This window comes from Caballeronia sp. LZ029, from assembly GCF_031451275.1.
GTDB classification, from domain to species: domain Bacteria; phylum Pseudomonadota; class Gammaproteobacteria; order Burkholderiales; family Burkholderiaceae; genus Caballeronia; species Caballeronia jiangsuensis.
This window is the reverse complement of the sequence record NZ_JARUXO010000001.1, coordinates 2,094,632-2,120,877: the sequence shown is the minus strand read 5'-3', so window position 1 is coordinate 2,120,877 and position 26,246 is coordinate 2,094,632. Positions and strand designations below refer to the sequence as shown.

Genomic DNA, 26,246 nt, shown 5'->3' with positions numbered 1-26,246 from the left:
AAACAAAGGCGGCGCTCAGCGCACTGAGCGTCGCGGACTGGAAAGCGGAAGGGCAACAAGCGGAGCGCGCTGCGAAACGCGCGCTGACGGGAAAACCGACGCTACAGACCCGGCGCTGAAACCAGAACGAAAGACGACTAGCTTATTGCGTCGCGTGCGGCATGTCGATGACGCGATCGCTTATGGCCGGATTTTCTCAAGTGCGCGGCGCAAGCGCGCAAGTGGCGGCGATGCTATTCGGGGGCGCGGACGTGGATCGTCTGGCCGTCGAGTTTCACGCGCTGACCCGCGCGGATCTTGCAGGTCTTGCGCAGCTCCACCTTGCCGTCGACGGTGACATCGCCCATTGCGACGCGCGCCTTCGCGGAGCCGCCGCTGTCCGCGAGGCCCATCAGCTTCAGCAGATTGTGGAGTTCGACGTAATCGCCGGTGAGGGTGAACTGGAGTGGCGGCATGGGGCGGGTGAAGCAGGAAAGGCCTCCATGATAAACCACGCACAACCGTGCTTCGGGCATGCGACGTGCTGAGTGCCATCGCGGGACCGGTAATCGGATCGCAAGCGAGCTGGTTGGCAATTGTAGCCAGATGAAACCGTCGGTAACAATGACTGGTTTTGGAGAACTCGCCCGATCGTCGCCCGGTCCGACCGTTTGATCGACAAAGCTTCGGTCATCTTTCGAATCGACAAAAGTCGCGCGGCTCGCTCGCATCACCGCTTTCAGCGCGCCGCCGACGCCAACTACAGAGAGGACTAGCTTATGACTCGCGCACGAATCCTTTTGATCGGCTCCGCCATCGCCACGCTCGCCGCTTCGGGCGCTTACGCTCAGACCGCGACGCAGCCCGAGCCGGTGCAGCCGCAGCCGATGCAGGCCCAGCAGCCGATGACGCCTCCGCAGCAGAACGTCGTCGCGCCGGCGTCGACCGATCCGCTCGTCCAGCGCCGCAACGCGAACGCGCAGGCCAACGCCGAGTATCGCGCGTCGAAGAAGGCGTCGAAGGCCGAGCTGAAGGCGCAGAACCAGCAGGCCAAGGCGCAATACAAGGAAGAGGTGCAGAACGCGAAGATCAATCGCAAGGCGGACAAGGACGCCGCCAAGGCGGAACTGAACGCGACGGAGCCGGGCACGCCGAAGGACGCGGGCCTGCAGCACTGAGCGTGACGCGCCGCGAGGCCGCGCGTCGCGGCGCTCGCGGCATCTAAAAGAAGGGAGGACATCATGAATCGAAAAACCAATGCGCTGCTGGCGGCGCTGATCGCGGGGACGCTTGCGAGCGTGAGCGCGGCATCGTTCGCGCAGACGACATCGGACGCCCCGACCGCCGCCGATCAGAAGGCCGCGAAGGAGCAGTCGAAGGCCGACAAGAAGGCGGCCGTCGCGCAGGCCAAGGCCGACAAGAAGAAAACGGAGGCGCAGTCCGACGCCAACGAAGCCGCCGCCGACGCGAAGCTGAAGAACGCGAAGAAGGCCGAGTAGTACCCGCTTTCGTCGCGATGCGAGCCCGGTTCATCGCGAACCGGGCTCGTTGCATTTGGGGCCAAAAGCCTAGTCGAGCCAAAGACTTGCGCGCGCGGGTTGTATGGATATACAGTGTGCGTCACTCTTTTCCCGCCGCCTTCCTTCACGTGCTCACGCTTCCCGACACCGCCGACGCCGCTTCCGATTCCACCGCGAAACAGGTCGCCGACTATCTCGCGAAGCTCAACGAGGCGCAGCGCGAGGCCGTCGAGTTCGGCGTCGATGAACCGGGTCGCACGGGCGGCCCGTTGCTCGTGATCGCAGGCGCGGGCTCGGGCAAAACCAACACGCTGGCCCATCGCGTCGCGCATCTGCTGGTGAAGGGCGCCGATCCGCATCGCATTCTGCTGCTCACGTTTTCGCGGCGCGCGGCGCTCGAAATGACGCGGCGCGTGTCGCGCATCGCGATGAACGCGCTCGGCAAGAAAAGCGCGATCGCGCAGGGGCTGACGTGGTCGGGCACGTTTCACGGCGTCGGCGCGCGGCTGTTGCGCGATTACGCCGATCTCGTCGGGCTCGCGCCATCATTCACGATCAACGATCGCGAAGATTCCGCCGATCTCATGAATCTGGTGCGGCACGAACTCGGGTTGTCGTCGAAGGAGAAGCGCTTTCCCGCGAAGTCGACCTGCTTCGCGATCTACTCGCGCGTCGTGAACACTGGCGCGACGCTTGTTAACGTGCTCGATCAGTCGTATCCGTGGTGCCGCGAGTGGGAAGCCGACCTGAAGCGTCTGTTCGCCGCCTACGTCGCCGCGAAACAGGCGCAAAGCGTGCTCGATTACGACGACCTGCTGCTCTACTGGTCGCATCTCGCGGCAGAGCCTTCGGTGGCGGCGGATCTCGCGAGCCGTTTCGATCACGTGCTCGTGGACGAATATCAGGACACCAACCGCCTGCAGGCGTCCATCCTGCTCGCGATGAAGCCCGACGGGCGCGGCCTCACGGTCGTCGGTGACGACGCGCAGTCCATCTATTCGTTTCGCGGCGCGACCGTGCGCAACATCCTCGATTTTCCGGGCCATTTCGATCCGCCCGCCGCGACCGTCACACTCGATCGCAACTATCGCTCGACACTGCCGATTCTCGAGGCATCGAATGCGGTGATCGGGCTCGCGACGGAGCGCTACACGAAGAACCTGTGGACCGACAAGGCATCGGCGCAGAAGCCGCGCGTCGTTTCCGTCGCCGATGAAGCCGATCAGGCGCGCTATGTCGTCGAAAAAGTGCTGGAGGCGCGCGAGGCGGGCATGAAGTTGAAGGCACAAGCGGTGCTGTTCCGCGCCGCGCATCACAGCGCGACGCTCGAAATCGAACTCACGCGGCGCAACATTCCCTTCGTGAAGTTCGGCGGACTCAAGTTTCTCGATTCCGTCCACGTGAAAGACGTGCTGGCGGTGCTGCGCTGGGCGGAGAATCCGCGCGATCGCGTCGCGGGTTTCCGGGTCGCGCAGTTGCTGCCGGGCATCGGTCCGGCCATCGCCGGGCGCTTGCTCGATAGCGTCGCGCAAGACCAGGCGCCAGCCGCGATCGCCCGGTTTCAGGCTCCCGCGCGAGCCAGCGAAGACTGGCCGCGTTTCGTCGGGCTGATGGCGAAACTGTGCGGCCGCGAATCCGGCTGGCCGGCCGAGTTCGAAATGATCCGCCGCTGGTACGAGCCGCATCTGGAACGCAATCACGAGGACGCGGCGATCCGCATCGGCGATGTGCTGCAGATGGAGAGCATCGCGTCGACGTATCCCACGCGCGAGCGCTTTCTCACCGAACTCACGCTCGATCCGCCTGACGCGACGAGCGACGAATCCGGCGTCCCGATGCTCGACGAGGATTATCTGATCCTCTCGACCATCCACTCGGCGAAAGGCCAGGAATGGCGCAACGTGTTCGTGCTGAACGGCGTGGACGGCTGCATTCCGTCCGATCTGGGCACGGGCAGCGACGAGGAAATCGACGAGGAGCGGCGTCTGCTCTATGTGGCGATGACGCGCGCGAAGGAAGACCTGCACATCATCACGCCGCAGCGGTTCTACGTGCACAACCAGACGCATCTGGGCGACCGGCACGTCTGGGCGCAGCGCACGCGCTTCATCCCGCCGCATCTGATGCAGAACTTCGAAGCGGCCGCGTGGCCGCCGGTGATCGCGCCCGCTGCGCCGACCGCGGCGGGGCTGGCGGCGGCCGCGAAAGCGAAAATCGATATCGCGGCGCGCCTGAAGGGAATGTGGGATTAACGCTGCGCGCGTGACGGTCGCGGAGCGCGCTGTGACGGTGCAAAGATGCTGCGCAGCCAAGCGGCGAAGCGCGTGAAGCCGTCGTAAGGCTCTTCGACGAACAGCTCGGGCCGCAACGCGCGCAGATACTCCAGCACCTGTTGCGCCTCCTGCTTCTGGATCGACCCATAGAAAATGCCGAGCCGCAGCAGGCAGCGCAGTTCGCCCAGCTTCTCGCGCGCGGTCGAGCCGATGCTCGTCTCCACGGAAATCTTCGTTTCGTACACGCGCTGACGCAGCGAATCCGCGAGACGCCACGCGGGCGTCTGCATCTTTTCCTCGACTTCGCGAATATCCGCCGCAGCCGATTTGATCTGCGACGCGAGCATGTCCACTTGCGACACGTCGCCCTTCGCCTCGGTGACGATCGCGGTCGCCCACGCGCGCGATGCCGCGATGAGGTCCTCCGCGGTCCAGTCGGCGCGGATCGCGAACGCGAATCCGTGCTCGGCGGCCTGACGGATCAGGATTTCGACGACATCGGGAAACTCCTTGTCGAGCGCGCGCTTGGCCCACGCGTACTGGCCGTGCGTGAGCATGCGCTGCACCGCCTGCTCGGTCAGCGGCGTGTCGTTGTCCAGCAGCTTCGCGCGCAGGAAGTCCTCGAACGTCGGCGTGACGAATTGCGGATCCAGCTTCAGCGACAGGCGCATGAACGCTTCGAAATCGCGATGCAGCGAAGCGATCGTCTCTTCGCGTAACGAAAGGGTGATTTGACGCATGTTGGTTCCCGGTTCCGCGTCCGGATGGTCCGGAGCGCGGGAAATGCCTTTGGCGCCGCTCTCGGGGCGGAGTCCATTCGTTTCTGATATCGGCGCGATTTCCGGGAACTTGAGGATTCTTCGATGCTTTTTGAAAGCCTTTTAACGGCCGATTGACGGAAACGTTTAGCGCAGCACGGCGAACTGCCAGACGAAAAATACCGTCAGCGACACCGCAATCGTCAAAAGCGGCCGTTTCGTGAGCGCGCAAACGATGATCGCGACGATCGACGCCACGAGCTGCGGATTGCGCCAGGTGATTTCGGCGCCGTTGCCGTGCGGCGAGACCGCCATCGGCACGATGATCGCCGTGAGCACCGTCACCGGCACGAACGAGAGCGCGGTGCGCACGATCGGCGGAAAGGGCAGGCGCTCGCCCAGCACGAACACGGCGGCGCGGATCACATACGTGACCACCGCCATGCCGAGGATCAACGTGATGTAGTTCATTGCGTGCGCTCCTTGGCGTTCTTCAGGCGGCTTTTCTCGTGCGGCCGGTTTTCCATCAGCGTGAGCACCATGCCGACCGCGACGCCCACGAACACCGCCGCGAGCAGCCCGAGCTTGTACGGCCAGCCTTGCCACGCGAACGACAGCACGCCCGATGCGAGCGCCGCCGCAACGAACCGCACGGCCACGAGCTGCGGCACGATGATGGCGATGAACGTCGCGACCATCGCGAAGTCGAGGCCGAGCGACTTCAGACCGGGAAACGCCGCGCCGAACAACAGGCCGGCGAGCGTCCACAACTGCCAGTTCAGGTACATCGCGACGCCGGAGCCGAAAAAGTAATGCGGGCCGGTCTCGCCCGGCGCGCGCTTCTGATAGTGCGCGTAGGCGACGGCGAAGACTTCGTCGGTGAGCAGGCCGGCGAGCGCCCAGCGCCAGCGGCGCGGCAGATGCGCGACATACGGCGCGAGCGTCGCCGAATAGAGCACGTGTCGCAGATTGACGACGAGCGTCGTCGCCCAGATGACGGCGAAGCTCGCATGCGACGCGATCAGGCCGACCGCGATGAACTGCGCGGAGCCCGCGAACACGGCGAGCGACATCAATTGGCCGTGCCAGAGCGAGAGCGGACTTGCGGTGACGAGCGTGCCGAAGATCACGCCGAAGGGCGCGGCGCCGATCATCATCGGAATGGTGTCGCGTGCGCCGGCGGCGAATTCGCGCAACGCGGCGCCGGAAGGTTGAGCGGGTATTGCTTTCAAGATTTCCTCCTATGGAAGCGAGGATACGCAAGACGCCGGCTCACACGCTTGTACGTTCTTGCGCTTTCCTGGCTGGGCGGCGCTCAGCGCCAGCGGCCGGGCGGCACGCCGAACGTGCGCTTGAAATGGCGCGTGAAATGACTCTGGTCGGTGAAGCCGCTCGCCGCGGCGACGTCGGTCACGGAAGCGCCCGCGCGCAGTGCCGGCAACGCGCGCACGATACGCAACTGGTTGCGCCATGCATGCGGCGCGAGACCCGTTTCGCGCGTGAAGAGACGCGCCGCGTGGAAGGTCGAGAGACCGACCGTCTGCGCGAGTTCGGCAAGCGTGACCGGTTCGAGCAGATCGTTGGCGAGGCGGGATTTCATCGCCGTGACGCGGTGCGTGTCGGCGGCGAGCGGCGCGATGTCCGGGTGTTCCAGCGCGTGGCGGCCGAGTAGCGTCGTCACGGCATCGACGAGCGCCAGTTCCGCGGCGAGCGGGTCGGCGCCGCTTTCCAGCAGCCGATGCGCGACGACCAGACGCCGCGCCAGATCGGGATCGCGGATGATGTCATCGGGAAACCAGGGCGACGATTCCCGCCGCCCCGACATATCGCGCGCGAGGCCTTCGACGAACGGCACCGGCAGATAGAACACGCGATAGCGCCAGCCCGCATCGACGGCCCGCGCGCCGGTATGCACCTCGCCGGGATTGATCACCGGCACCGAGCCGGTTTCGGCCACGTGATGCGCACCGCGATAGTCGTAGCACTCCGCGCCGGCTTCGATGACGGGCACCGTGTAGGCGTCGTGCCAGTGCGGCGAGAATTCGTGATCGTAGTATTCGGCCGTGACCATGTCCGCGTCAGGCACGAGCGGCGAGCGCCAGTAGCGTGCGGCGTTGCGGAAACGGTCGGCATTCATCGTCGGGAAAGTCTGAGGCGGGCGGAATCGCTCAGTTTACAACTTTGCTACGCGCCGGACAGGACAGTTGCGCATCACTTCACCGGTATGGTCGTGCCTTCGGGCACTGGCACGGCCGTCACGCTGTTCTTCGGGCTGCCGGTCGCGACGCGGTCGCTGTACGTCAGATAGACGAGCGTATTGCGCTTTGCATCGACGATGCGCACCACGTGCAGCGTCTTGAAGATGAACGACATGCCGGCCGAGAACACATCGGTTTTCTGCTTGAGCGGCTGGGCGATTTTGATCGGCCCGACCTGACGGCAGGCGATCGACGCTTCGGTCGGATCTTCGGCGATGCCGAGCGTGCCTTTCACGCCGCCCGTGCGCGCGCGCGACACGTAGCAGGTCACGCCCTGGACGAGCGGATCGTCGTAAGCGTCGACGCTCACGCGATCAGAGCCGGTGAAGCGGAAATTGGTGTTGACGCTGGCGATTTCCTCCGCGTGCGCGAATCCCGCGCCGAGGAGGGTGGCGAGCAAGGCCAGGTTTCGGGCGAGCGCAAGAGCGGAGGGTTTCATCGTCGTCTTCCGGAAAAGAGAAAGGGCGTCGTATTGTATCGACGCCCCTGGCTCTTCGATGCATCTCGCGCTTCGCATGCAGTCAATGAAAGATCAGATACAGGATCACCAGCACGATCACCGGCACGCCGAGCAACCATCCGAGTAGGTAAGGCATGTCGTCCTCCTTCGCGTGTTGTTGTTGACGATTCCAGTATCGCGAGGAAGGCGCGTGCCCGTTAGCCGTGCCTGTCCGAAATCTGTGTAGGTGTTGTCCTATCAGGACTTTCTCGCGGCTTACAGATTCGTAAGGCGATTCGATTCAGGCGACGCGCTTCTTCCGTGCCGCGATGTCGGCGTAGAGCGTGCGCACGTAATCGAGATGCGCGCCCGCGCACTCGCGCGCCCGCGCGGGATCGCGCGCGACGATCGCATCGAAGATCGCGCGATGCTGCGTCATCAGGTTCGCTTCGACTTCATCGTCGTAATCGACTAAACGATGCGAGGTCAGCATCGATTCGCGAACCAGTTCGTTGAGGCCATGCATGACGTGCGTGAGCGCGACGTTGTGCGTCGCGTCGGCGATCGCGAGATGGAACGCCGCATCCTTTTCCGCGATGCGCGTGCTCTTGTCGGCGACGGCGGTCTGGAGCGCGTCGAACGCGGCGGCGATGCGCGCGATATCGGCGTCGGTGGCGCGCTCGGCGGCGTAAGCGGTGGATAGCGTTTCGAGGCCGTGGCGCAGTTCGAGCACGTCGGCGCTGGCGTTCGGCTGCTGTTCGAGCAGTGCGGCGAGCGGATGCGACACGAGCGGCGCGGTCACATCCGACACGACGAAACCGCCGCGTCCCGCCGCGCGTATGAAGCCGTCCGATTCCAGCCGGATCAGCGCCTCGCGCAGCGACGGGCGCGACACGTTCAACTGCTCGGCCAGATCGCGCTCGGCGGGCAGGCGTTGGCCGGGCAGGAGCGTGCCGTTCGAGATCAGTTCGCGAATCTGACCGGACACGACATCGGAGAGGCGCACGCGTGAGTACGAATGCGCATGGACGGGCTGAAAACTCATCGCTGGACGTATAGGCCGGTTGAAAGCTGGTGAATGTCCGAGTTTGACACGAAAGAGGCATCTCATTAAAGTCTTGGTCAGACCAAGCTTACCAAAAATGATTGTCCAACCCCACGATCGGACCTCATGAAAGTTGCCCTGTTCGTCCCCTGTTTCATCGACGCGTTCTATCCGCAGATCGGCATCGCCACACTCGAATTGCTCGAGCGGCTCGGCGTGGACGTCGACTATCCGCCGGACCAGACGTGCTGCGGCCAGCCGATGGCCAATAGCGGCGCGCACAAGGACGCCGCCGGCGCCGAGCGCGTGTTCGCGCGGAATTTCGCCGACTACGACTATGTGGTCGGGCCGTCGGCGAGTTGTGTGCATCATGTCCGCGAGCACTTCACCGCGATCGAGCAGACGAGCGCGGTGCAGAAGGTTCGTCGCAATACGTATGAGCTCGTCGAATTCCTGCATGACGTGCTGAAGGTGCGCGAGTTTCCGTGGGCCGAGTTTCCGCACAAGGTCGGGCTGCACAACAGTTGCAGCGCGGTGCGGCATCTGCGCGAGACATCGAATTCGGAAGTCGCGGGCACGCCGTTTTCGAAGCCCCGCGCGCTGCTCGAAGGCGTGAAGGGCATCGAATTCGTCACGCCCGCGCGTCCCGACGAATGCTGCGGCTTCGGCGGCACGTTCTCGGTCACCGAAGAGGCCGTCTCCGTGCGCATGGGGCAGGACAAGGTGCGCGATCACGTCGGGGCCGGCGCGGAGTACATCGTGTCGGGCGACATGTCGTGTCTCATGCATCAGCAAGGCTGCGCCGAGCGCATGAAGGCCGATGCGAAGTTCATCCATATCGCGCAGGTCCTGAACGGAGCACGCGCATGAGCAAGACCGTTCGCATCGATCACGCGAAGGCGGCGGGCGCGTTCCTGCAGAAGCCGGATCACGTCGCGTTCCACGACAAGCGTCTGTGGGATTTGCGCAGCAAGCGCGACGCGCAGGCGCACGGCATCCCCGAATGGGAGACGATGCGCAATCTCGCATCGCAGATCAAGGAGCACACGCTGTCCAATCTCGCCGATTACATCGCGCAGTTCGTCGATCAGGCCGAGAAGAATGGCGTCGTCGTGCATTTCGCGGCCGATGCGCAGGAGCACAACGAACTCGTCTACAAACTGATGAGCGAGCGCGGCTTGACCTCGCTGGTGAAGAGCAAGTCGATGCTCACCGACGAGTGCTACATGCGCGACTATCTCGAGCCGCGCGGCATCACGGTGATGGAAACCGATCTCGGCGAGCGTATTCAGCAGCTCGATCATCAGGACCCGAGCCATATGGTCGTGCCGGCGGTGCACAAGCTGCGCGCGGACGTGGCCGAGCTTTTCGGCAAGACCATCGGCACCGATCCGCAGAACAGCGACATTCACTATCTCGCCGAAAGCCAGCGCATGAACACGCGGCCCTACTTCGTGCGCGAGAAGACGGCGGGCATGACCGGCTGCAACTTCGCGGTCGCGGAAACGGGCACGGTCGTCGTGTGCACGAACGAGGGCAACGCGGATTTGTCGGCGAACGTGCCGCCGCTGCATATCGCGTCGATCGGCATCGAGAAGATCATTCCGACGATCGCCGATCTCGGCGTGTTCGTGCGCATGCTGTCGCGCAGCGCACTGGGTTCGCCGATCACCCAATACACATCGCACTTTCGCCAGCCGCGTCCGGGCACGGAGATGCACTATATCCTCGTCGACAACGGCCGCGCGGAGCGGCTCGCGATGGACGATTTCTGGTATTCCCTCAAATGCATCCGCTGCGGCGCGTGCATGAATACGTGTCCGGTGTACCGGCGCAGCGGCGGCCTTTCCTATGGCGGAACGTATTCCGGGCCGATCGGCGCGATCATCAATCCGACCCACGACCTGAAGCGCTATAGCGCGCTGCCGTTCGCCTCGACGATGAACGGCAGTTGCACCAACGTCTGCCCGGTGAAGGTGAACATCCACGAGCAGATCTACAAGTGGCGCGAGGTGATCGCGGAGAAACACGAAGTGCCGTTCGTGAAGCAGGAAGTCCTGAAGATGGCGGGGCGCCTGCTCGCGAGTCCGACGCTTTATCGCGCGACGGTCGCGTCGCTCGGCGGCGCGTTGAAGCGTCTGCCCAATTTCGTGCTCTACAACCCGCTCAACATCTGGGGACGTCAGCGCGATCTGCCGGAAGCGCCCGCCGAGACTTTTCACGAGTGGTACAAGAAAAACCGGAAGCCTGAAAAATGACGACTCGCGAAGCTTTTCTGTCGAAGATCCGCGCGGCGCAGCCTGCATCGCGTTCGCGTCCCGATGTGCCGCTCTTTCCGTCGCCCGAAGGCGATCTGAAGGCGCGTTTCACGGCGGCGCTGACCGCGATGGGCGGAACGTGCGTCGAAGCCGGAGGACTGGACGATGTGAACGCGCTGATCGCGTCGCGTTTTCCGGATGCGAAGGTGATCGCATCGGCGGTGCCGGGCGTCGATGGCACGCGGCCGCTTTCGCCCGATACGCCGCCGGCGTCGCTCCAGGATGTCGATGTGGGCATCGTGAGAGGGCGCTTCGGCGTCGCGGAAACGGGCTCGGTGTGGTTCAGCGAGCAAGAGTATGTGGTGAACTCGATCGGCTATCTGTCGCAGCATCTCGTCGTGCTGCTCGATCCCGCGCTGCTCGTGGAGGGCTTGCAACAGGTGTATCGACGGCCCGATTTCGCATCGGCGCGCTATGCGGTGCTCGTGACGGGACCGTCCGCGACGGCGGATATCGAAGGCGTGCTGATTCGCGGCGCACAAGGCGTGCGCTCGCTCACCGTCGTGTGGCTCGCGTGAAGCGTCAGTGCTTCCAGACGGAGTAAATGCAAAAAGCCCAGTCGCGTGACTGGGCTTTTTGACTGAAGCTTTTGGCTCCCCGACCTGGGCTCGAACCAGGGACCTACGGATTAACAGTCCGGCGCTCTACCGACTGAGCTATCGGGGAACAACTGAGGTATCTGCTGCTGAGATAAAAAACCCAGCCGATTGACTGGGTTCTTTTGAAACCGACTTGCTGGAGTTTTTGGCTCCCCGACCTGGGCTCGAACCAGGGACCTACGGATTAACAGTCCGGCGCTCTACCGACTGAGCTATCGGGGAACATCTACAGCAGAGAAGCGAAATTATAGGGGGCTGAGATTATCGTGTCAACGCCCAATCTTCACTCGAAAAGCAAATTTTTGCAGTCAAACCGAAGCGTGATGCGGACGAACGCGCGATTTAACGCTCAAGCAGGTTCAGCTTGTCCTTGACGTCCTTGAACTCGTCGGCCTCGGGAAGCGAGCCCTTCGTCTTCGTGATGCTGGGCCAGTTACGCGCAAGGTCGGCGTTCAGTTCGGTGAAGTGCTGCTGGTCCCCGGGCACGTCTTCTTCGGCGTAGATCGCGTTCACCGGGCACTCGGCCACGCAGACGGCGCAGTCGATGCACTCGTCCGGATCGATCGCGAGAAAGTTGGGACCTTCGCGGAAGCAATCCACCGGGCACACGTCCACGCAATCGGTGTACTTGCACTTGATGCAGCTTTCGGTCACAACGTGAGTCATTCAGGCTCCTGCATGCGGAATTCTTGGGGGCGGCGCCCTGAGCGGCTACGTGGGCCGGGAGGTGCGCGTATCGAAACGCATATTGTAGCGTAACGGTAAAAGCGGGCGCGGGCCGCACGCGACGCGCTTTATATCGATTCGTGATGTATGTATGCGCGGCTTCGGTAAGGGAGGGCATGGATCATGCCGTCGTACACATTCGGGTAACATGGCCCTAAAGGCATACGGCCTGGCGCCGGGCGCACGGCCAATTCGCGTGGATGTTCCAGTCAGAACCATGATCATCAATTCGCTGCTCGATACCGACCTCTACAAGTTCACGATGATGCAGGTCGTGCTGCATCATTTTCCCGCGGCGCATGTCGAATATCGCTTCCGCTGTCGCACGCCGAACGTGGATCTCGTGCCGTACATCGACGAGATTCGCGACGAGGTGCGCCAGCTCTGCAATCTGCGCTTCAAGGAAGAGGAGCTGGATTATCTGCGGCGCATGCGCTTCATCAAGAGCGACTTCATCGATTTCCTCGCGCTCTTTCATCTGAACGAGAAGTCCATCCGTATCGCGCCGTCGCCCAAGAATAATGGCGAGATCGACATCGAGATCGAAGGGCCGTGGCTGCACACGATCCTCTTCGAGATTCCGGTGCTCGCGATCGTCAACGAGGTCTATTTCCGCAACACGCAGCGCAAGCCCGAGTACGAAACCGGCCGCACGCGTCTGCGCGAGAAGATCAAGCTGCTCGCCACGCCGCCCGAATACTCCGACTGCAAGATCGCCGATTACGGCACGCGCCGCCGCTTTTCAGGGCAGTGGCACGAGGAAGTCGTGCTGACGCTGAAGGACAAGCTCGGCGCGCAGTTCGCCGGCACGAGCAACTGTTTCTATGCGATGAAGCACGGCCTGCGGCCGCTCGGCACGATGGCGCATGAATACTTGCAGGCGTGTCAGGCGTTGGGCCCGCGGCTGCGCGACTCGCAGATTTTCGGCTTCGAGATGTGGGCGAAGGAATATCGCGGCGATCTCGGCATCGCGCTGTCGGACGTCTACGGCATGAAGGCGTTCCTGCGCGACTTCGACATGTATTTCTGCAAGCTGTTCGACGGCGCGCGCCACGATTCCGGCGATCCCTTCGACTGGGGCGAGCGCCTTCTCAGGCACTACGAGGAGAACCGCTGCGACCCGCGCACCAAGGTGCTCGTGTTTTCCGACGCGCTCGACATCCCCAAGGTGCTCCAGCTCTATCAGCAGTTTCGCGGGCGCTGCCAGTTGGCGTTCGGCGTCGGTACGAATCTCACCAACGATCTCGGCTATCAGCCGCTGCAGATCGTCATCAAGATGGTCCGCTGCAACGGCCAGCCGGTCGCCAAGCTCTCGGATTCGCCCGGCAAGAACATGTGCGACGACAAGGCCTATCTCGCCTATCTGCGTCAGGTGTTCGGCATCGAGCAGCCGGTCGGCGACGACTGACGGCGTCGCAGCCGTGCATTCGGCCTATGCCGTTCGGCCGAGGTTCGTGCGCGTATGTCGCTCGCTATAATTCGAACGCGTCGTCGATCAGTCCGGCGCGTTCGAATCTCAAGCACGCCAACACGAGGACGGCACCATGGATACATCGGTCGCGCGCCGCAATATTCTCGCGCGCATTCGCAGCGCGCAGGGCCGTCGCGGCACGCCAACGGAAGCCGAGCGCGAGACAGCGCAAGAGTATGTCGAGCGGCATCCCGCGGGTCCGCGTCCTCCGTTACCTCAGACCCGTGACGAGCTGATCGCGCGCTTCACGCTCGAAGCCGAGCGTCTTTCCACGACCATCGCCGAAGTGGAATCGCTCGCGGATGCACCCGCCGAAGCCGCGCGCTATCTCCAGTCGCTGAACCTTCCCGTCGATGTCGTCACGTGGCCCGCACTCGGCGATTTGCCCTGGGCGCAAGCGGGCATTCAGGCGGCGCTGCGCAAACCGGCCGACGCCGATCTCGTCGGCATCACCGGCTGTTTTTGCGCGACGGCCGAAACCGGTTCGCTCGTATTGCTCTCGGGCGCCGATACGCCCGCATCCGGCGCGCTTCTGCCTCAGACGCATATCGCCATCGTGCCGGCGTCGCGTATCGTCGCGGCGCACGAAGACGCGTTCGCGTTGATGCGCGCCGAGCGGGGCGATTTGCCGCGCGCGGTGAACTTCGTTTCGGGACCGTCGCGCACCGGCGATATCGAACAGACCATCGTGCTCGGCGCGCATGGGCCGTATCGCGTGCATGTGATCATCGTGCGCGGAGCCTGAGCACGATGCGACGTTTCGTTTCCGGCGCGCTGTGCGCGGGGCTGGCGCTCATCGCCGCACCCGCCAGCGCGGCGACACCCGATGGCGCGACGCTTCCGGCAACGTGGGGCATCCCGTTCATCGGCGTCCTGCTTTCCATCGCGGTGTTTCCGCTCATCGCACCGAAGCTCTGGCATCACCACTTCGGCAAGATCGCGGCCGCGTGGACCGTCGCATTTCTGGCGCCGTTCGCGCTCGCGTTCGGGCCCGGCACGGCGGGCGGCGTACTGGTTCACGCAATGCTCGAAGAGTACGTGCCGTTCATCGTCCTGCTGGCGTCGCTGTATACGGTCGCGGGCGGCATCTGCGTGCGCGGCAATCTGCACGGTTCGCCGCGTCTGAATACGGGGCTGCTCGCGCTCGGCACCGCGCTGGCGAGCATCATGGGCACGACGGGCGCGGCCATGCTGCTGATCCGTCCGCTCTTGCGCGCGAACGACAATCGCAAGCATGTCGTGCATGTCGTCGTGTTCTTTATTTTTCTCGTCGCGAATGCGGGCGGCTCGCTCACGCCGCTCGGCGACCCGCCGCTTTTCCTCGGCTTTCTGAACGGCGTCGGCTTCTTCTGGACCACTGTGCATCTCGCGCTGCCGATGCTCTTCGTCTGCGGCGCGCTGCTCGTGGCCTTCCATGTGCTCGACAGCTACTACTGGCGCAGGCACGACGCGCGGCCCGCCTTTCTCGATCCGACGCCCGACACGCCGCCGCTCGGCATCGACGGCAAGATCAATTTCGCGTTGCTCGCGGTGATCGTCGTGCTCGTGCTGATGAGCGGCATATGGAAGCCCGGCATCGCGTTCGACGTGTTCGGCACCGAGGTGAAATTGCAGAATCTCGTGCGCGACGTGCTGCTCATGGCCGTGCTGCTGGCCTCGCTCGCGCTCACGCCGAAAAGCGCGCGAGCGGGCAACGCGTTCGACTGGGCGCCCATCGAGGAAGTGGCGAAACTGTTCGCGGCAATCTTCATCACGATCGCGCCCGTCATCACGATCCTGCGCGCGGGCGAGGCGGGCGCGTTCGCGGGCATCGTGCACGCGGTGTCGGATGCACACGGCAAGCCCATCGACATCGCTTACTTCTGGGCGACGGGCCTGCTGTCCTCGTTTCTCGACAACGCGCCGACCTACCTCGTGTTCTTCAATCTCGCGGGCGGCGACGCGCACACGCTCATGACCACCGACGCCACGACGCTCGCCGCCATCTCCGCGGGCGCGGTCTTCATGGGCGCGAACACGTATATCGGCAATGCGCCGAATTTCATGGTGAAGGCGATCGCGGAATCGCGCGGCGTGCGCATGCCGAGTTTCTTCGGCTATATCGCATGGTCGGGCGTGGTCCTCCTGCCGATTTTCGCCGTTCTGGGCTGGCTATTTTTCTAGGAGCAATCGATGAAGAAGGTACTTGTCGCGCGTCCCACTTTTCCCGATGTGATCGAGCGCCTGAAACAGTATTTCGATGTCGACGTGAACCTCGGCGACGTGCTCCCGCAGGACGAGTTCGCGCGCCGTATCGCCGACAAGGACGGTGCCTTCACCGCGGGCGAGTGGGTCGGCGAGAAGGAGTTGGCGGGCGCACCGAACCTGAAGGTCGTCGCGAACATGGCGGTCGGCTACAACAACTTCGACATGAAGGCCTTCGACGCGCACAAGGTCCTCGGCACCAACACGCCGAACGTGCTGAACGAAACCACCGCCGATTTCGGCTGGGCGCTGATGATGGCGGCCGCGCGCCGCGTCACCGAATCCGAGCACTATCTGCGCGCGGGCAAGTGGCAGAAGTGGTCGTTCGATTCGTTTCTCGGCGCCGATGTGTACGGATCGACGCTCGGCGTGATCGGCATGGGGCGCATCGGACAGGCGCTCGCGCGGCGGGCGGGCGGCTTCGACATGCGCGTGATCTATCACAATCGCTCGCGTGTCGCGCCCGAGATCGAGGCGCAGCTTAACGCCGAGTACGTGTCGAAGGAAGACCTGCTCAAGCGCGCGGATCATGTCGTGCTCGTGCTGCCGTACACGAAGGAGAACCATCACACGATCGGCGCGTCCGAGCTCGCGCTGATGAAGCCGACAGCGACGCTCACGAACATCGCGCGCGGCGGCATCGTCGATGATGCGGCGTTGATCGTCGCATTGCGCGACAAGCGCATCGCGGCGGCGGGCATCGACGTGTTCGAGGGAGAGCCGGACTTCAACCCGGATTTCCTGCTGCTCGACAACGTGGTGTTGACGCCGCACATCGCGAGCGCGACCGAGGGCACGCGCCGCGCGATGGCCAATCTGGCGGCGGACAACCTCATCGCCGCGCTCGGCGAAGGGCCGCGCGCCGGAAATCCGCCCAACCCGATCAATCCGGACGTGCTGAAGAAATGACGGAATTGCTGTATGGCGCTGTCGCCGCATTGGCGATCGCGCTGGTCGTGTCGCTCTTCGCGCTCATCGTCGCGATCCGGCGTAACTCGAACGCGCATATTTACGATGAATTCGAGGCGCTCACCGATCGCGTGAACGACATGGGCGAGGCTCATGCGCGCGCGCAAGAGCGGCTCGAACGCGGGCTGCGCGGCGACATCGCCGAGAGCGCGCGCGTGTCGCGCATGGAATCGCAAAGCGGCTTCACGCAATTCCATCAGACGCTCGCGACGCAACTGGCGAGCACGTCGAGCGTGCAGAACGCGCAGTTCGACGCGCTCGCACAGCAACTCGCGCAACAAAGCCAGCAGGCGCGCGAGGATCAGGGCAACGCGCTGAAGCGCTTCGCCGATTCGATGTCGCTGCATCTGTCGCAGATGTCGGAGGCGAACGAGCGTCGGCTCGGCGAAGTGCGTGCGACGCTCGAAGCGCGTCTCAAGGACATCGAGGCCAACAACGCGACGAAGCTCGACGAGATGCGCCGAACCGTCGACGAAAAGCTGCACGCAACGCTCGAACAGCGGCTCGGCGAGTCGTTCAAGCTCGTGTCGGACCGGCTGGAGCAGGTGCATCGCGGGCTCGGCGAAATGCAGACGCTCGCGGCCGGCGTCGGCGATCTCAAGAAGGTGCTCACCAACGTCAAGACGCGCGGCATCTGGGGCGAAGTGCAGCTCGAATCGCTGCTGGAACAATTGCTTACGCCGGATCAGTACGCGAAGAACGTCGCGACGATTCCGAAGAGCAACGAGCGCGTCGAGTTCGCGATCAGGCTACCCGGCCGGCACGATGCGCCAGGCGCGCCGGGCGATGCCGCGACGCCTGTGTGGCTGCCCATCGACGCGAAGTTTCCTCGTGAGGACTACGAGCGCCTGATCGACGCTCAGGAAAGGGCGGACGTGGTCGGCGTGGAAGACGCGTCGCGCGCGCTCGAAGGCCGCTTGCGCGCGGAAGCGAAATCGATCGCGCAAAAGTACGTCGCGCCACCGCACACCACGGACTTCGCGTTGCTCTTTCTGCCGACCGAAGGACTCTACGCGGAAGTGCTGCGCCGCCCCGGTCTGAGCGATTCGCTGCAGCGCGACTATCGGGTGACCATCGCCGGACCGACCACGTTGACCGCGCTGCTCAACAGTCTGCAGATGGGATTCCGCACGCTCGCCATCGAGAAGCGTTCGAGCGAAGTGTGGCAGGTCCTCGGCGCGGTGAAGACCGAGTTCGGCAAGTTCGGCGAAGTGCTGGCGAGAACGAAGTCGCAGCTCGAAACCGTTACGCGCTCGATCGAAGCAGCGCAGACGCGCACGCGGCAGATGGGCAAGCGCCTGCGCGATGTCGAGGCGCTGCCGGGAGAACAGGCGGCGGGACTATTAGGCGATGCGTCGTCGCCGGAAAGCGACGACGACCTTTGACTTACTGGGCGAGGCGTTCGAGCGGCTCGCCGGTCACGCGCACGATGCGCCAGTCGGGCAGAACCGTCGCGCCCATCTTCTCGTAGAAGTCGATGGCGTTCTGATTCCAGTCGAGCACCGACCACTCGAAGCGGCCGCACTGACGCTCGACCGCGAGCGCGGCGAGCTTCTTCAGCATCAGCGTGCCGAGACCGCTGCCGCGCAGCGACGGACGCACGTACAGGTCTTCGAGATAAAGGCCGCGTTTGCCGAGAAAGGTGGAGAAGTTCTGGAAGAAGAGCGCATAGCTCACGACTTCCCCTTCCTGCTCCGCGACGAGCGCTTCCGCGGCGGGACGCGCGCCGAAGAGGGCCTCGTGCACGCCTTCCCTGGTCGCGATGAACAGATGCGTGAGCTTCTCGAACTCCGCGAGCTCGTACATCAGGCCGAAAATCGCGGCGACGTCGGCGGGCGTGGCCGCGCGGATCGTCGCATTCCCGTTCGCGGCGCTCATGCTTCCTCCGGCGCGTCGGACAGCACGATTTCGATGCCGCCGAAACGCGACGCCACCCAGTTGTACGCGTGGCACGCGATCCACAGCAGGATGAAACCGAGAATGGCGTTGAGCAGCAGCGCGCTCGTGACGGTGCTCACTTCCACCGAGCCGTATCGCACGAACGCGACCACGACGCCGAGCAGCACGATGGGCACGCTGAAAGTCAGGTACACGAGGATCAGCGCCTTGGCGGTCTGTCCGGGTGCAATGAATGAGATCTGCTTTTTCATGGAAGGAAAGCCCCGTCTATCGATGTAGGAATGTTTGTGCTGGCGACGTTCGTTGCGGCGCGCGTCAGATCAGGCCGTCGAACGGCACGATCTCGATATCGTCGCCGGCGTCGATGTCGCCGCGCGCGTGCTCGAGCACGATGAAGCAGTTGGCTTCGCTCATCGAGCTGAGCACGCCGGAACCTTGCGGGCCGGTCGTGACGACGCGAAAGCGGCCGTCGTCGTCGCGCGTTGCGATGCCGCGCTGGAACTCCGTGCGGCCCGCGCGTTTTTTCATCGGCTCGGCGGCGCGCGCGCGGATGACCGTGAGCGGCTGGCGCGTCGCGCCGGACATTGCAATCAGCGCTTCGCGCACGATGAAGTAGAAGGTCGCCATCACGGCAACCGGATTGCCCGGCAAGCCGAAGAAGAGCGCCGACTTGCCCGTGCCCGCGCGCGCGCCCGACCACAGGCGGCCGAACGCGAGAGGTCGGCCGGGGCGCATCGCGATCTTCCAGAAAGCGACATCGCCCAGCGAATTCATCAGTTCGCGCGTGAAGTCCGCATCACCGACCGACACGCCTCCCGAACTGATGACGACATCCGCGCTTTCGGTCGCTTGACGCAGCGCCTTTTCGAGCGAAGCGCGGTCGTCGCGCACGATGCCGAGATCGACCGTTTCGACGTTAAGGCGCTTGAGCATCGCGAAGAGCGTGTAACGGTTGCTGTCGTAGAGACTGCCCGGACTCAGCGTTTCGCCGACCGAGCGCAATTCGTCGCCCGTCGAAAAGAACGCGACGGTGAGGCGCTTCTGAACGGACACTTCGCCGATGCCGAGCGACGCGAGCAGACCCAGATCCGATGCGCGCACGATGCGGCCAGCGAGCAGCGCCGGCTTGCCTTTCGCGAGATCCTCGCCCGAGAGGCGACGGTTCTGGCCCGCGCGGATCGTTGCGGCGGAGAAGCGGATCGCATCGCCTTCGCGCGTGACGAGTTCCTGCGGCACGACCGTGTCGCAGCCCGGCGGAATGAGCGCGCCCGTCATGATGCGCACGCACTCGCTCGCACCCGGCGCGCGTTCGAACGGCTTTCCTGCGAGCGCAGTGCCCGCGACGGACAAGTCGAGCGTATCGCCGCCGCGCGAGAGCGCAACGCCTGCGAACGCGTAGCCGTCCATCGCGGAGTTGTCGAACGCGGGCACGTCGATCGGCGAGATCACGTCGTCGGCGAGCACGCGGCAGAGCGCGTCGTGCAGGCCCACGCGCTCGATCTGCGCGTCCCGCGTGCGCGGCATGGCCCACTGACGCACGATTTCCTGCGCGGCTTCGACAGGAAGCGCATTCGGATCGTACTGGGCGACGCAGGCGGAGAGGTCCTTGGACGTGGTCATGAATCGGCGTGGATCGCGCCGGAGCCCGGCGAAGAAGCAGCCACGAGGCCGCGCGGTGGTAGAACGCCTGTACGCGGATTGCCGCAATGGCGGACGTGAGAATCAGCGGCGTTCCAGCTCGGCCAGCTGCTGTAAATCATTGATATTGTAAAACGCGCGTTCATCGTGAAATCGCACTTCCACCGGCTTGTGGCGCGCGTACCACGCGCGGACCTTGCGTTCTCCGCGGTCGAGCCAGGCGTCGAGATCGTCGGCGAGCGAGGTGCGCAGGAGCGCGAAAACCGGATGCGCCATGACTTGCCCGGACGCATCGATTGTTGCGGCGTACGCAACGTCGCCGTCATGCGCGTCGAGCGCCTGCATCAACGTGGCGCCGATATGTTCGTCGACGAAAGGCGCGTCGCAAGGCGCGGTCAGCACATATTGCGTGGTCGCGGCGCGCAATGCGGCGGCGATGCCTGCGAGCGGCCCCGGATAATCCGCCCGCGTGTCCACGATGACGCGCGCGCCGAACGCAGCGCCCAGGCGCTCGTAATCATCGATGGAACGGTTCGCGCTGATCAGAAGCGCGTCGGCCTGAGGCGCGATGCGGCGCATGACATGCAGTGCGAGCGGCTCGCCATGAAACGGCTGCATGCCTTTGTCGACGCCGCCCATGCGCGAGCCGCGTCCGCCCGCGAGCACGAGCGCGGTGACAGTCGAGGCGGAGCGGGCGTTCAGCACGAGCGATCCGACGCGCTCAGCCGCCGATGTACGACATCTCGACGCGACGCGCATCGTCGCGCGACGGCGCCGATGCGCTGCCGCGCAATTGCGAATAGCGGTCGCCGCGCGCTTCCCAGATGCGCGCGATGGCCGTCGCGACGTCCTCGTCGCTCGCGCCGTTGCGGATCAGGCCGCGCAGGTCGTGGCCCGATACCGCGAAGAGGCACAGGTAGAGCTTGCCTTCGGTCGAAAGCCGCGCGCGCGTGCAGGAGTCGCAAAAGGCGCGCGTGACGCTGGAAATCACGCCGATTTCGCCGCTGCCGTCGCGATAGCCCCAGCGCTGCGCCGTTTCGGCCGCGGTATGGGCTTCGAGCGGTTCGAGCGGGAAATGCGCGTCGATGCGCTCGACCACTTGCGCCGACGGCAGCACTTCGCTCATGTTCCAGCCGTTCGACGCACCGACATCCATGTATTCGATGAAGCGCAGAACCGCGCCGCTGCCTTTGAAATGCCGTGCCATCGGCACGATTTCCTGATCGTTCGTGCCGCGCTTCACGACCATGTTCACCTTGATCGGATCGAGGCCGGCGGCTTGCGCCGTTTCGATGCCGTTCAGCACGTCGGCGACCGCGAAATCGGCGTCGTTCATACGGCGAAAGAGCGCATCGTCCAGCGCGTCCAGGCTGACCGTGACGCGCGACAGGCCCGCGTCTCTCAGAGAGCGGGCCTTGCGCGCGAGCAGCGAGCCGTTCGTGGTGAGCGTCAGGTCGAGCGGACGGCCTTCAGGCGTGCGCAGGAGCGCGAGCCGCTCGATCAGGAATTCGATGTTCTTGCGCAGAAGCGGCTCGCCGCCCGTCAGGCGAATCTTCTCGACGCCATGCGCGACGAACACGCGCGCAAGCCGCTCGATCTCCTCGAACGAGAGCAGGGCGGCGTGCGGGAGAAACTGGTAATCCTTGTCGAACACATCGCGCGGCATGCAGTACACGCAGCGGAAGTTGCAGCGGTCCGTCACCGAAATGCGCAAGTCGCGCAGCGGGCGCGCGAGCGTGTCCGTGAGCAATCCGGACGGCGACGCCGTCACGCCGGAGAAATCCGGGATTGCGCTGACGTCGGCGAGAGGAATGATGCGTCGGGACATGATGACTCGGGGCTTGGCCTGCGGCCTTGTTCGAATGATGGTTACACCGTCTCATTTTAGCGGAACCGGACGCAAGGACGCACCGGCACGAAGTCGCGGTTTTCCCTTGTCATCGACCAAAAGAAAACGCCATCGACCGGAATCGATGGCGTTTTTTCTGCTGCTGCCGGTTCACCGAAGCGAACTGGCTCGTGCGAGCGCGCTTAGTGGACGTGCTTGCCGGTTTCCACTTGCTGCATCGGCGTGGTGTCGGCCGGCGGGAGCACCTTGCGCTCACGCGGCACGCGCACCGCGGCCGGCTCGCGCGCGGCGGCGGCGTTCGCCTCGCGCAGCTTGCTTTCGTCGGTGTTGACCCAGACGAGACCGGCTTGCTCCAGCATCGGCATGAGCGTTTCGACGGCGATCGGCTTCGACGTCGCGGGCGCGGCCGGCGCGGCGGACTTCACCGGCTCAGCAACGACGGCGACCGGCTCTTGCGCGGCCACGGGCGCCGGCGTTTGCACTTCCGTGCTCTCGACAGGCGTTGCCGGCTCGACGATCGTCGCTTCCGGCGTCGGCGCGACTGCGGCGGTTTTCACCGGCTCGGCGACTTCGACGGGCTCAGCCGCTACGGGCTCGACGGGCGTCGGCGCCGTTTCGACGGGCTTTGCCGCTTCGACCGGCTTCGGCGCTTCCGTCGCGGCGGGCGCGAACGGATCGGCGGTCGTCGTCTCGGCAACCTTCGGCGACGGGCCGAACGGATTCTCGACCGGCGTCGCGGAAGCGGGCTTCGCGAAGACATCGAACGTGGCCGGTTCGGGCGTTTGCGACTTCAGCTCGAACGGCTCGGCTTCGACGGCCTTGGCGACCGGCGCTGCTTCGGCTGCCACAGGCGCTTGCTCTTGCGTTTCTGCCTTCGCCTCGACCGGCTTCGCAACCGGCTGCTCGATGACCTGCTCGACCGGTTGCGGTGCGACGGGACGGCTTTCGCGACGCGCGGACGCTTCCTGCGCGGCTTCGGCGTCGAACACGCCGGCTTGCGCGGAGACGCTTTCGGCGGAACCTTCTGCTTCGGCAACGTCGGCGGCGTGATTCACGGTCATGCCGTCTTCATCGCGGTCGCGACGGCCACCACGACGGCCACGGCGACGGCGGCGACGCTCTTCGCCCTCACGCGCGGCTGCCTGTTCGGCGGCGTCGATGCCGGCCTGTTGCGCATCGAGATTGAGTTGCGTCGCTTCGACGATTTCCGACGGCACCGTTTCGCCCTGCGTCAACGCCTCGACGGCGGCTTCCGGTTGCGGCTTGCGGCGCTCGCCGCGTTCCGCGCGCTCGGTGCGTTCACCGCGATCAATGCGTTCGCCGCGTTCGGCACGCTCGCCACGGTCGGGGCGTTCGCGGCGTTCCTGGCGCTCGGCCGCTTCCGGACGGGCGGCGCGTTCCGCGTTGCGATCGCGCGTTTCGCGCGGTTCACGTGCTTCACGCGGCTCGCGGGGTTCGCGTGCCTCACGTGCCTCACGCGGTTCACGGGTCTCGCGCGGCTCGCGGACTTCACGCAGTTCACGTCCTTCACGGCCGCCACGCGGTTCGCGATCCTCGCGACGCGCGCCCTGGCGGCCCGCGCCGTTGCTACCCGTCGCGGTACCTGCCGCAGCGCCTTCACGTCCGGCGCCGCTGCCGCCGTCACGGCGGTTGCGATTGCGATCGCCGCCGCCGGTGCGCTCGCCGCGTTCACGCGGAGCGCGCGTGGCCGGTTGAGCTTCCACCGGTGCCGGAGCGGGCTGCGCTTGCGGCTGAATGCCGAACAGATTCTTGATCCACGCGATGAAACCGCCGCTCGCCGGCGCGGGCGCCGCAACGGGCGCGGCCTCGACGGGCGCGGGCTTGACCGGCGCGCTCGGCGCCGGCTTTTCGGGCGTGATGCCCTTCACGGCCGCTTCCTGCTTCGGCTTCACTTCCTCGGTGCGCTTGCTGTAGCCGGTTTCCGACTCCAGCTCGCTCGCCGCTTCGACAGCCATCTTCCACGACGAGCGCGGTTCGTCGAGGCGTGCATCGTCGTGACGCAGACGTTCCAGCTTGTAGTGCGGCGTTTCGAGGTGCTTGTTCGGGATCAGAACGACGTTGACCTTGAAACGCGACTCGATCTTGTTGATTTCCGAGCGCTTCTCGTTCAGCAGGAAGGCGGTCACCTCGACCGGCACCTGGCAATGGATCGCCGCGGTGTGCTCCTTCATCGCTTCTTCCTGAATGATCCGCAGCACTTGCAGCGCGGACGATTCGGTATCGCGGATATGACCCGTGCCGTTGCAGCGCGGGCAGGTCACATGGCTGCCTTCGGACAGCGCCGGGCGCAGACGCTGACGCGACAGTTCCATCAGGCCGAAGCGCGAAATCTTGCCCATTTGTACGCGCGCGCGGTCGTGCTTGAGCGCATCTTTCAGGCGCTGTTCGACTTCGCGCTGGCTCTTCGCCGACTCCATGTCGATGAAGTCGATCACGATCAGCCCGCCCAGATCGCGCAGACGCAACTGGCGCGCGACTTCGTCGGCGGCTTCGAGGTTGGTGCGCGTGGCGGTTTCCTCGATATCCGCGCCCTTGGTCGCGCGCGCCGAGTTCACGTCGATGGCGACGAGCGCCTCAGTGTGATCGATCACGATCGCGCCGCCCGAGGGCAGCGGCACCGTGCGTGAGTACGCCGTTTCGATCTGATGCTCGATCTGGAAGCGCGAGAAGAGCGGCACGTCGTCGTGATAGCGCTTCACCTTCGAGAGGTTGTCGGGCATCACGATGTCCATGAAGGCGCGCGCCTGATCATGGATTTCGGTCGTGTCGATGAGGATTTCGCCGATGTCCGGCTGGAAGTAATCGCGGATCGCGCGGATCACGAGGCTCGATTCGAGATAAATGAGCATCGGCTGGCCGGCGACGCCGCTCTGCGACGCGGCTTCGATCGCGCGCCAGAGTTGCATCAGGTAGTTCAGGTCCCACTGGAGCTCTTCCGCCGAACGGCCGATGCCGGCGGTCCGCGCGATGATGCTCATGCCTTCCGGCAGTTCGAGCTGCGCCATGGTTTCGCGCAGTTCCTGCCGCTCGTCGCCCTCGATCCGGCGCGACACGCCGCCGCCGCGCGGGTTGTTCGGCATCAGGACGAGATAGCGTCCGGCCAGCGAAATAAACGTGGTCAGTGCCGCGCCCTTGTTGCCGCGCTCTTCCTTCTCGACCTGAACGATGAGTTCCTGGCCTTCGCGCAGCGCGTCCTGGATGCGCGCGGAGCGCATCTCGACGCCATCGCGGAAATACTGGCGGGCGACTTCCTTGAACGGCAGAAAACCGTGGCGGTCTTCGCCGTAGTTGACGAAGCAGGCTTCGAGCGACGGCTCGATGCGAGTGATGACTCCCTTGTAGATATTGCCTTTGCGCTGTTCGCGCCCGGCGGTTTCGATGTCGATGTCGATGAGCTTCTGCCCATCGACGATGGCGACGCGCAATTCTTCTTGCTGCGTCGCGTTAAACAGCATGCGTTTCATGAAACGGCTCCAGAGCGGCTCCGTCCTTCCTCGTCGGGCGAATCGGCGTCAGTGACAGGTAACGTCACGCGCGCGAAGCGGGAGGGTGGGCGTGCCACGCTTTTTTGTGTGTTGTCACAAAGCACGCTGGAGCGGGACTTCTGGCGGGAGAATTGCCGAAAGCAGGCGTTGGCGCCCGAATGGGGCAGCCGCGCCGTGGGGCTCATTGCGAAACAACTGCGAGGCGTCGGATGCGTCGCGCGGCGCGTGGCGAGGATGAACGGCGGCGCTGCGGCTGCGCGTCTCAAAAAAGACGCGCCGAACCGAACCGCGCTCTTGCGAAAAGCCTGATTCCTCCCAACGGCGGCTGCGGGGACGAACGGTCTCGCGCAAACCAGCGCGATGCTTCGTGACCGATCCTCTTCGCTGCCATACCGCGCCGGCGCGGCCGCGGGCTCGATTGCTCCCGTCGGCTCGCGGCCGTGTGTCTCGCCTCATTTTGCGGCGTCGCCGCGCTTCGCAGAATTCAGCGCAGCAGCGGTTTTCGCCGGCAATTGTTCGCAAAACCGGCGAGCGTCGATTTGCCTATTTCTCCCGCTCGATGGCAGGGTCGATTCGGGCTGGCATCCGGCTTTGCTTGCCGGGCGCCGTCGCTTCTCGCCGATAAAATTCTTTTTGACCAAAAATCCGTTACCGTCGACGATCGACTCGACCGAACGCGCCTGTGGGCTCCGTCCCTGCCGGTGATATCGCCGTGCGTGCAACTCGTCGCTCTCGATTTCCGGGTGAGCAACCGA

At 64.6% G+C, this 26,246-nt stretch carries 25 protein-coding genes and 2 tRNA genes; 11 read left to right on the top strand and 16 right to left on the bottom strand.

The window, feature by feature from the left end; genetic code table 11:
* Positions 1-233: 233 nt before the first annotated feature.
* Positions 234-455 (bottom strand): RNA-binding S4 domain-containing protein, encoded by a 222-nt coding sequence (locus tag QCE73_RS10085; RefSeq protein WP_035501732.1) that lies wholly within the window; start codon positions 453-455, stop codon positions 234-236.
* 303 nt (positions 456-758) lie between these two features.
* On the opposite strand from QCE73_RS10085, the gene QCE73_RS10080 reads away from it, so the two are divergent.
* From QCE73_RS10080 to QCE73_RS10070, 3 genes are all read left to right on the top strand, one after another.
* Positions 759-1,157: a hypothetical protein gene (locus QCE73_RS10080; RefSeq protein WP_309881030.1), complete on the top strand. Its 399-nt coding sequence runs from the start codon at positions 759-761 to the stop codon at positions 1,155-1,157.
* Between the two features lie 63 nt (positions 1,158-1,220).
* Positions 1,221-1,478: a hypothetical protein gene (locus tag QCE73_RS10075; RefSeq protein ID WP_035501730.1), complete on the top strand. Its 258-nt coding sequence runs from the start codon at positions 1,221-1,223 to the stop codon at positions 1,476-1,478.
* A gap of 149 nt (positions 1,479-1,627) precedes the next feature.
* Positions 1,628-3,751 (top strand): ATP-dependent helicase, encoded by a 2,124-nt coding sequence (locus tag QCE73_RS10070; protein ID WP_309881972.1) that lies wholly within the window; start codon positions 1,628-1,630, stop codon positions 3,749-3,751.
* On the opposite strand, the gene QCE73_RS10065 is transcribed toward QCE73_RS10070, so the two are convergent.
* From QCE73_RS10065 to QCE73_RS10040, 6 genes are all read right to left on the bottom strand, one after another.
* On the bottom strand, positions 3,748-4,512 hold the full coding sequence (locus QCE73_RS10065) for a DUF4088 family protein (RefSeq protein ID WP_035501728.1): 765 nt from the start codon (positions 4,510-4,512) through the stop codon (positions 3,748-3,750). The genes QCE73_RS10070 and QCE73_RS10065 overlap by 4 nt on opposite strands.
* Positions 4,513-4,677: 165 nt before the next feature.
* On the bottom strand, positions 4,678-5,001 hold the full coding sequence (locus QCE73_RS10060; protein ID WP_035501727.1) for an AzlD domain-containing protein: 324 nt from the start codon (positions 4,999-5,001) through the stop codon (positions 4,678-4,680).
* Positions 4,998-5,687: an AzlC family ABC transporter permease gene (locus QCE73_RS10055; RefSeq protein ID WP_309881971.1), complete on the bottom strand. Its 690-nt coding sequence runs from the start codon at positions 5,685-5,687 to the stop codon at positions 4,998-5,000. The genes QCE73_RS10060 and QCE73_RS10055 overlap by 4 nt, the downstream gene beginning before the upstream one ends.
* A 158-nt stretch (positions 5,688-5,845) precedes the next feature.
* The gene (locus QCE73_RS10050) at positions 5,846-6,667 is read right to left on the bottom strand and encodes an AraC family transcriptional regulator (RefSeq protein WP_309881027.1); all 822 of its coding nucleotides are present in this window, start codon (positions 6,665-6,667) and stop codon (positions 5,846-5,848) included.
* A 74-nt stretch (positions 6,668-6,741) separates the two neighbouring features.
* Positions 6,742-7,227, bottom strand: a complete 486-nt coding sequence (locus QCE73_RS10045) for a CreA family protein (RefSeq protein WP_035501724.1) — start codon at positions 7,225-7,227, stop codon at positions 6,742-6,744.
* Positions 7,228-7,528: 301 nt separating this feature from the next.
* Complete coding sequence (locus QCE73_RS10040; protein WP_309881025.1) at positions 7,529-8,272, bottom strand: FCD domain-containing protein; 744 nt, start codon at positions 8,270-8,272, stop codon at positions 7,529-7,531.
* Between the two features lie 126 nt (positions 8,273-8,398).
* On the opposite strand from QCE73_RS10040, the gene QCE73_RS10035 reads away from it, so the two are divergent.
* Genes QCE73_RS10035 through QCE73_RS10025 form a run of 3 tightly spaced genes read left to right on the top strand, consistent with a single transcriptional unit; the run spans position 8,399 to position 11,108 of the window.
* Positions 8,399-9,142, top strand: a complete 744-nt coding sequence (locus QCE73_RS10035; protein WP_309881024.1) for a (Fe-S)-binding protein — start codon at positions 8,399-8,401, stop codon at positions 9,140-9,142.
* Entirely contained in the window at positions 9,139-10,530 is a 1,392-nt protein-coding gene (locus tag QCE73_RS10030; RefSeq protein WP_309881023.1) for a lactate utilization protein B, read from the top strand. The genes QCE73_RS10035 and QCE73_RS10030 overlap by 4 nt, the downstream gene beginning before the upstream one ends.
* On the top strand, positions 10,527-11,108 hold the full coding sequence (locus QCE73_RS10025; RefSeq protein WP_035501718.1) for an LUD domain-containing protein: 582 nt from the start codon (positions 10,527-10,529) through the stop codon (positions 11,106-11,108). The genes QCE73_RS10030 and QCE73_RS10025 overlap by 4 nt, the downstream gene beginning before the upstream one ends.
* A 72-nt stretch (positions 11,109-11,180) precedes the next feature.
* Here the strand turns inward: QCE73_RS10025 and QCE73_RS10020 are convergent.
* From QCE73_RS10020 to fdxA, 3 genes are all read right to left on the bottom strand, one after another.
* Positions 11,181-11,256 (bottom strand) — tRNA-Asn (locus tag QCE73_RS10020).
* Between the two features lie 79 nt (positions 11,257-11,335).
* Positions 11,336-11,411, bottom strand: a tRNA-Asn gene (locus tag QCE73_RS10015).
* Between the two features lie 120 nt (positions 11,412-11,531).
* Complete coding sequence (gene fdxA / locus QCE73_RS10010; protein WP_035501717.1) at positions 11,532-11,855, bottom strand: ferredoxin FdxA; 324 nt, start codon at positions 11,853-11,855, stop codon at positions 11,532-11,534.
* A 277-nt stretch (positions 11,856-12,132) separates the two neighbouring features.
* Between fdxA and pncB the strand changes: the two genes are divergently transcribed.
* From pncB to QCE73_RS09985, 5 genes are all read left to right on the top strand, one after another.
* Positions 12,133-13,323, top strand: a complete 1,191-nt coding sequence (pncB, locus tag QCE73_RS10005) for a nicotinate phosphoribosyltransferase (RefSeq protein WP_035501715.1) — start codon at positions 12,133-12,135, stop codon at positions 13,321-13,323.
* A gap of 136 nt (positions 13,324-13,459) precedes the next feature.
* On the top strand, positions 13,460-14,131 hold the full coding sequence (locus tag QCE73_RS10000) for a lactate utilization protein C (protein ID WP_035501713.1): 672 nt from the start codon (positions 13,460-13,462) through the stop codon (positions 14,129-14,131).
* 5 nt (positions 14,132-14,136) lie between these two features.
* Positions 14,137-15,549: a sodium:proton antiporter gene (locus tag QCE73_RS09995; RefSeq protein WP_309881020.1), complete on the top strand. Its 1,413-nt coding sequence runs from the start codon at positions 14,137-14,139 to the stop codon at positions 15,547-15,549.
* Positions 15,550-15,558: 9 nt separating this feature from the next.
* Positions 15,559-16,539: a D-glycerate dehydrogenase gene (locus tag QCE73_RS09990; RefSeq protein ID WP_309881019.1), complete on the top strand. Its 981-nt coding sequence runs from the start codon at positions 15,559-15,561 to the stop codon at positions 16,537-16,539.
* Positions 16,536-17,984, top strand: a complete 1,449-nt coding sequence (locus QCE73_RS09985) for a DNA recombination protein RmuC (RefSeq protein WP_309881017.1) — start codon at positions 16,536-16,538, stop codon at positions 17,982-17,984. Before QCE73_RS09990 ends, QCE73_RS09985 begins: the two co-directional genes overlap by 4 nt.
* A 1-nt stretch (position 17,985) precedes the next feature.
* Here the strand turns inward: QCE73_RS09985 and QCE73_RS09980 are convergent, their stop codons facing one another.
* The 6 genes from QCE73_RS09980 to QCE73_RS09955 form a co-directional block, all read right to left on the bottom strand.
* Positions 17,986-18,477, bottom strand: coding sequence for a GNAT family N-acetyltransferase (locus tag QCE73_RS09980; protein ID WP_309881015.1), 492 nt, complete (start codon positions 18,475-18,477; stop codon positions 17,986-17,988).
* The gene (locus tag QCE73_RS09975) at positions 18,474-18,749 is read right to left on the bottom strand and encodes a hypothetical protein (protein WP_008342276.1); all 276 of its coding nucleotides are present in this window, start codon (positions 18,747-18,749) and stop codon (positions 18,474-18,476) included. Before QCE73_RS09975 ends, QCE73_RS09980 begins: the two co-directional genes overlap by 4 nt.
* Before the next feature lie 64 nt (positions 18,750-18,813).
* Positions 18,814-20,118, bottom strand: coding sequence for a gephyrin-like molybdotransferase Glp (gene glp / locus QCE73_RS09970; protein WP_309881014.1), 1,305 nt, complete (start codon positions 20,116-20,118; stop codon positions 18,814-18,816).
* Positions 20,119-20,220: 102 nt separating this feature from the next.
* Positions 20,221-20,895 carry a molybdenum cofactor guanylyltransferase MobA gene (mobA, locus tag QCE73_RS09965; protein ID WP_404989743.1) on the bottom strand — a complete coding sequence of 225 codons (675 nt, stop codon included), beginning with the start codon at positions 20,893-20,895 and terminating at the stop codon, positions 20,221-20,223.
* Positions 20,858-21,964, bottom strand: coding sequence for a GTP 3',8-cyclase MoaA (moaA, locus tag QCE73_RS09960; protein WP_309881012.1), 1,107 nt, complete (start codon positions 21,962-21,964; stop codon positions 20,858-20,860). Before moaA ends, mobA begins: the two co-directional genes overlap by 38 nt.
* Positions 21,965-22,167: 203 nt before the next feature.
* Complete coding sequence (locus tag QCE73_RS09955; RefSeq protein WP_309881011.1) at positions 22,168-25,470, bottom strand: Rne/Rng family ribonuclease; 3,303 nt, start codon at positions 25,468-25,470, stop codon at positions 22,168-22,170.
* Positions 25,471-26,246 lie beyond the last annotated feature (776 nt).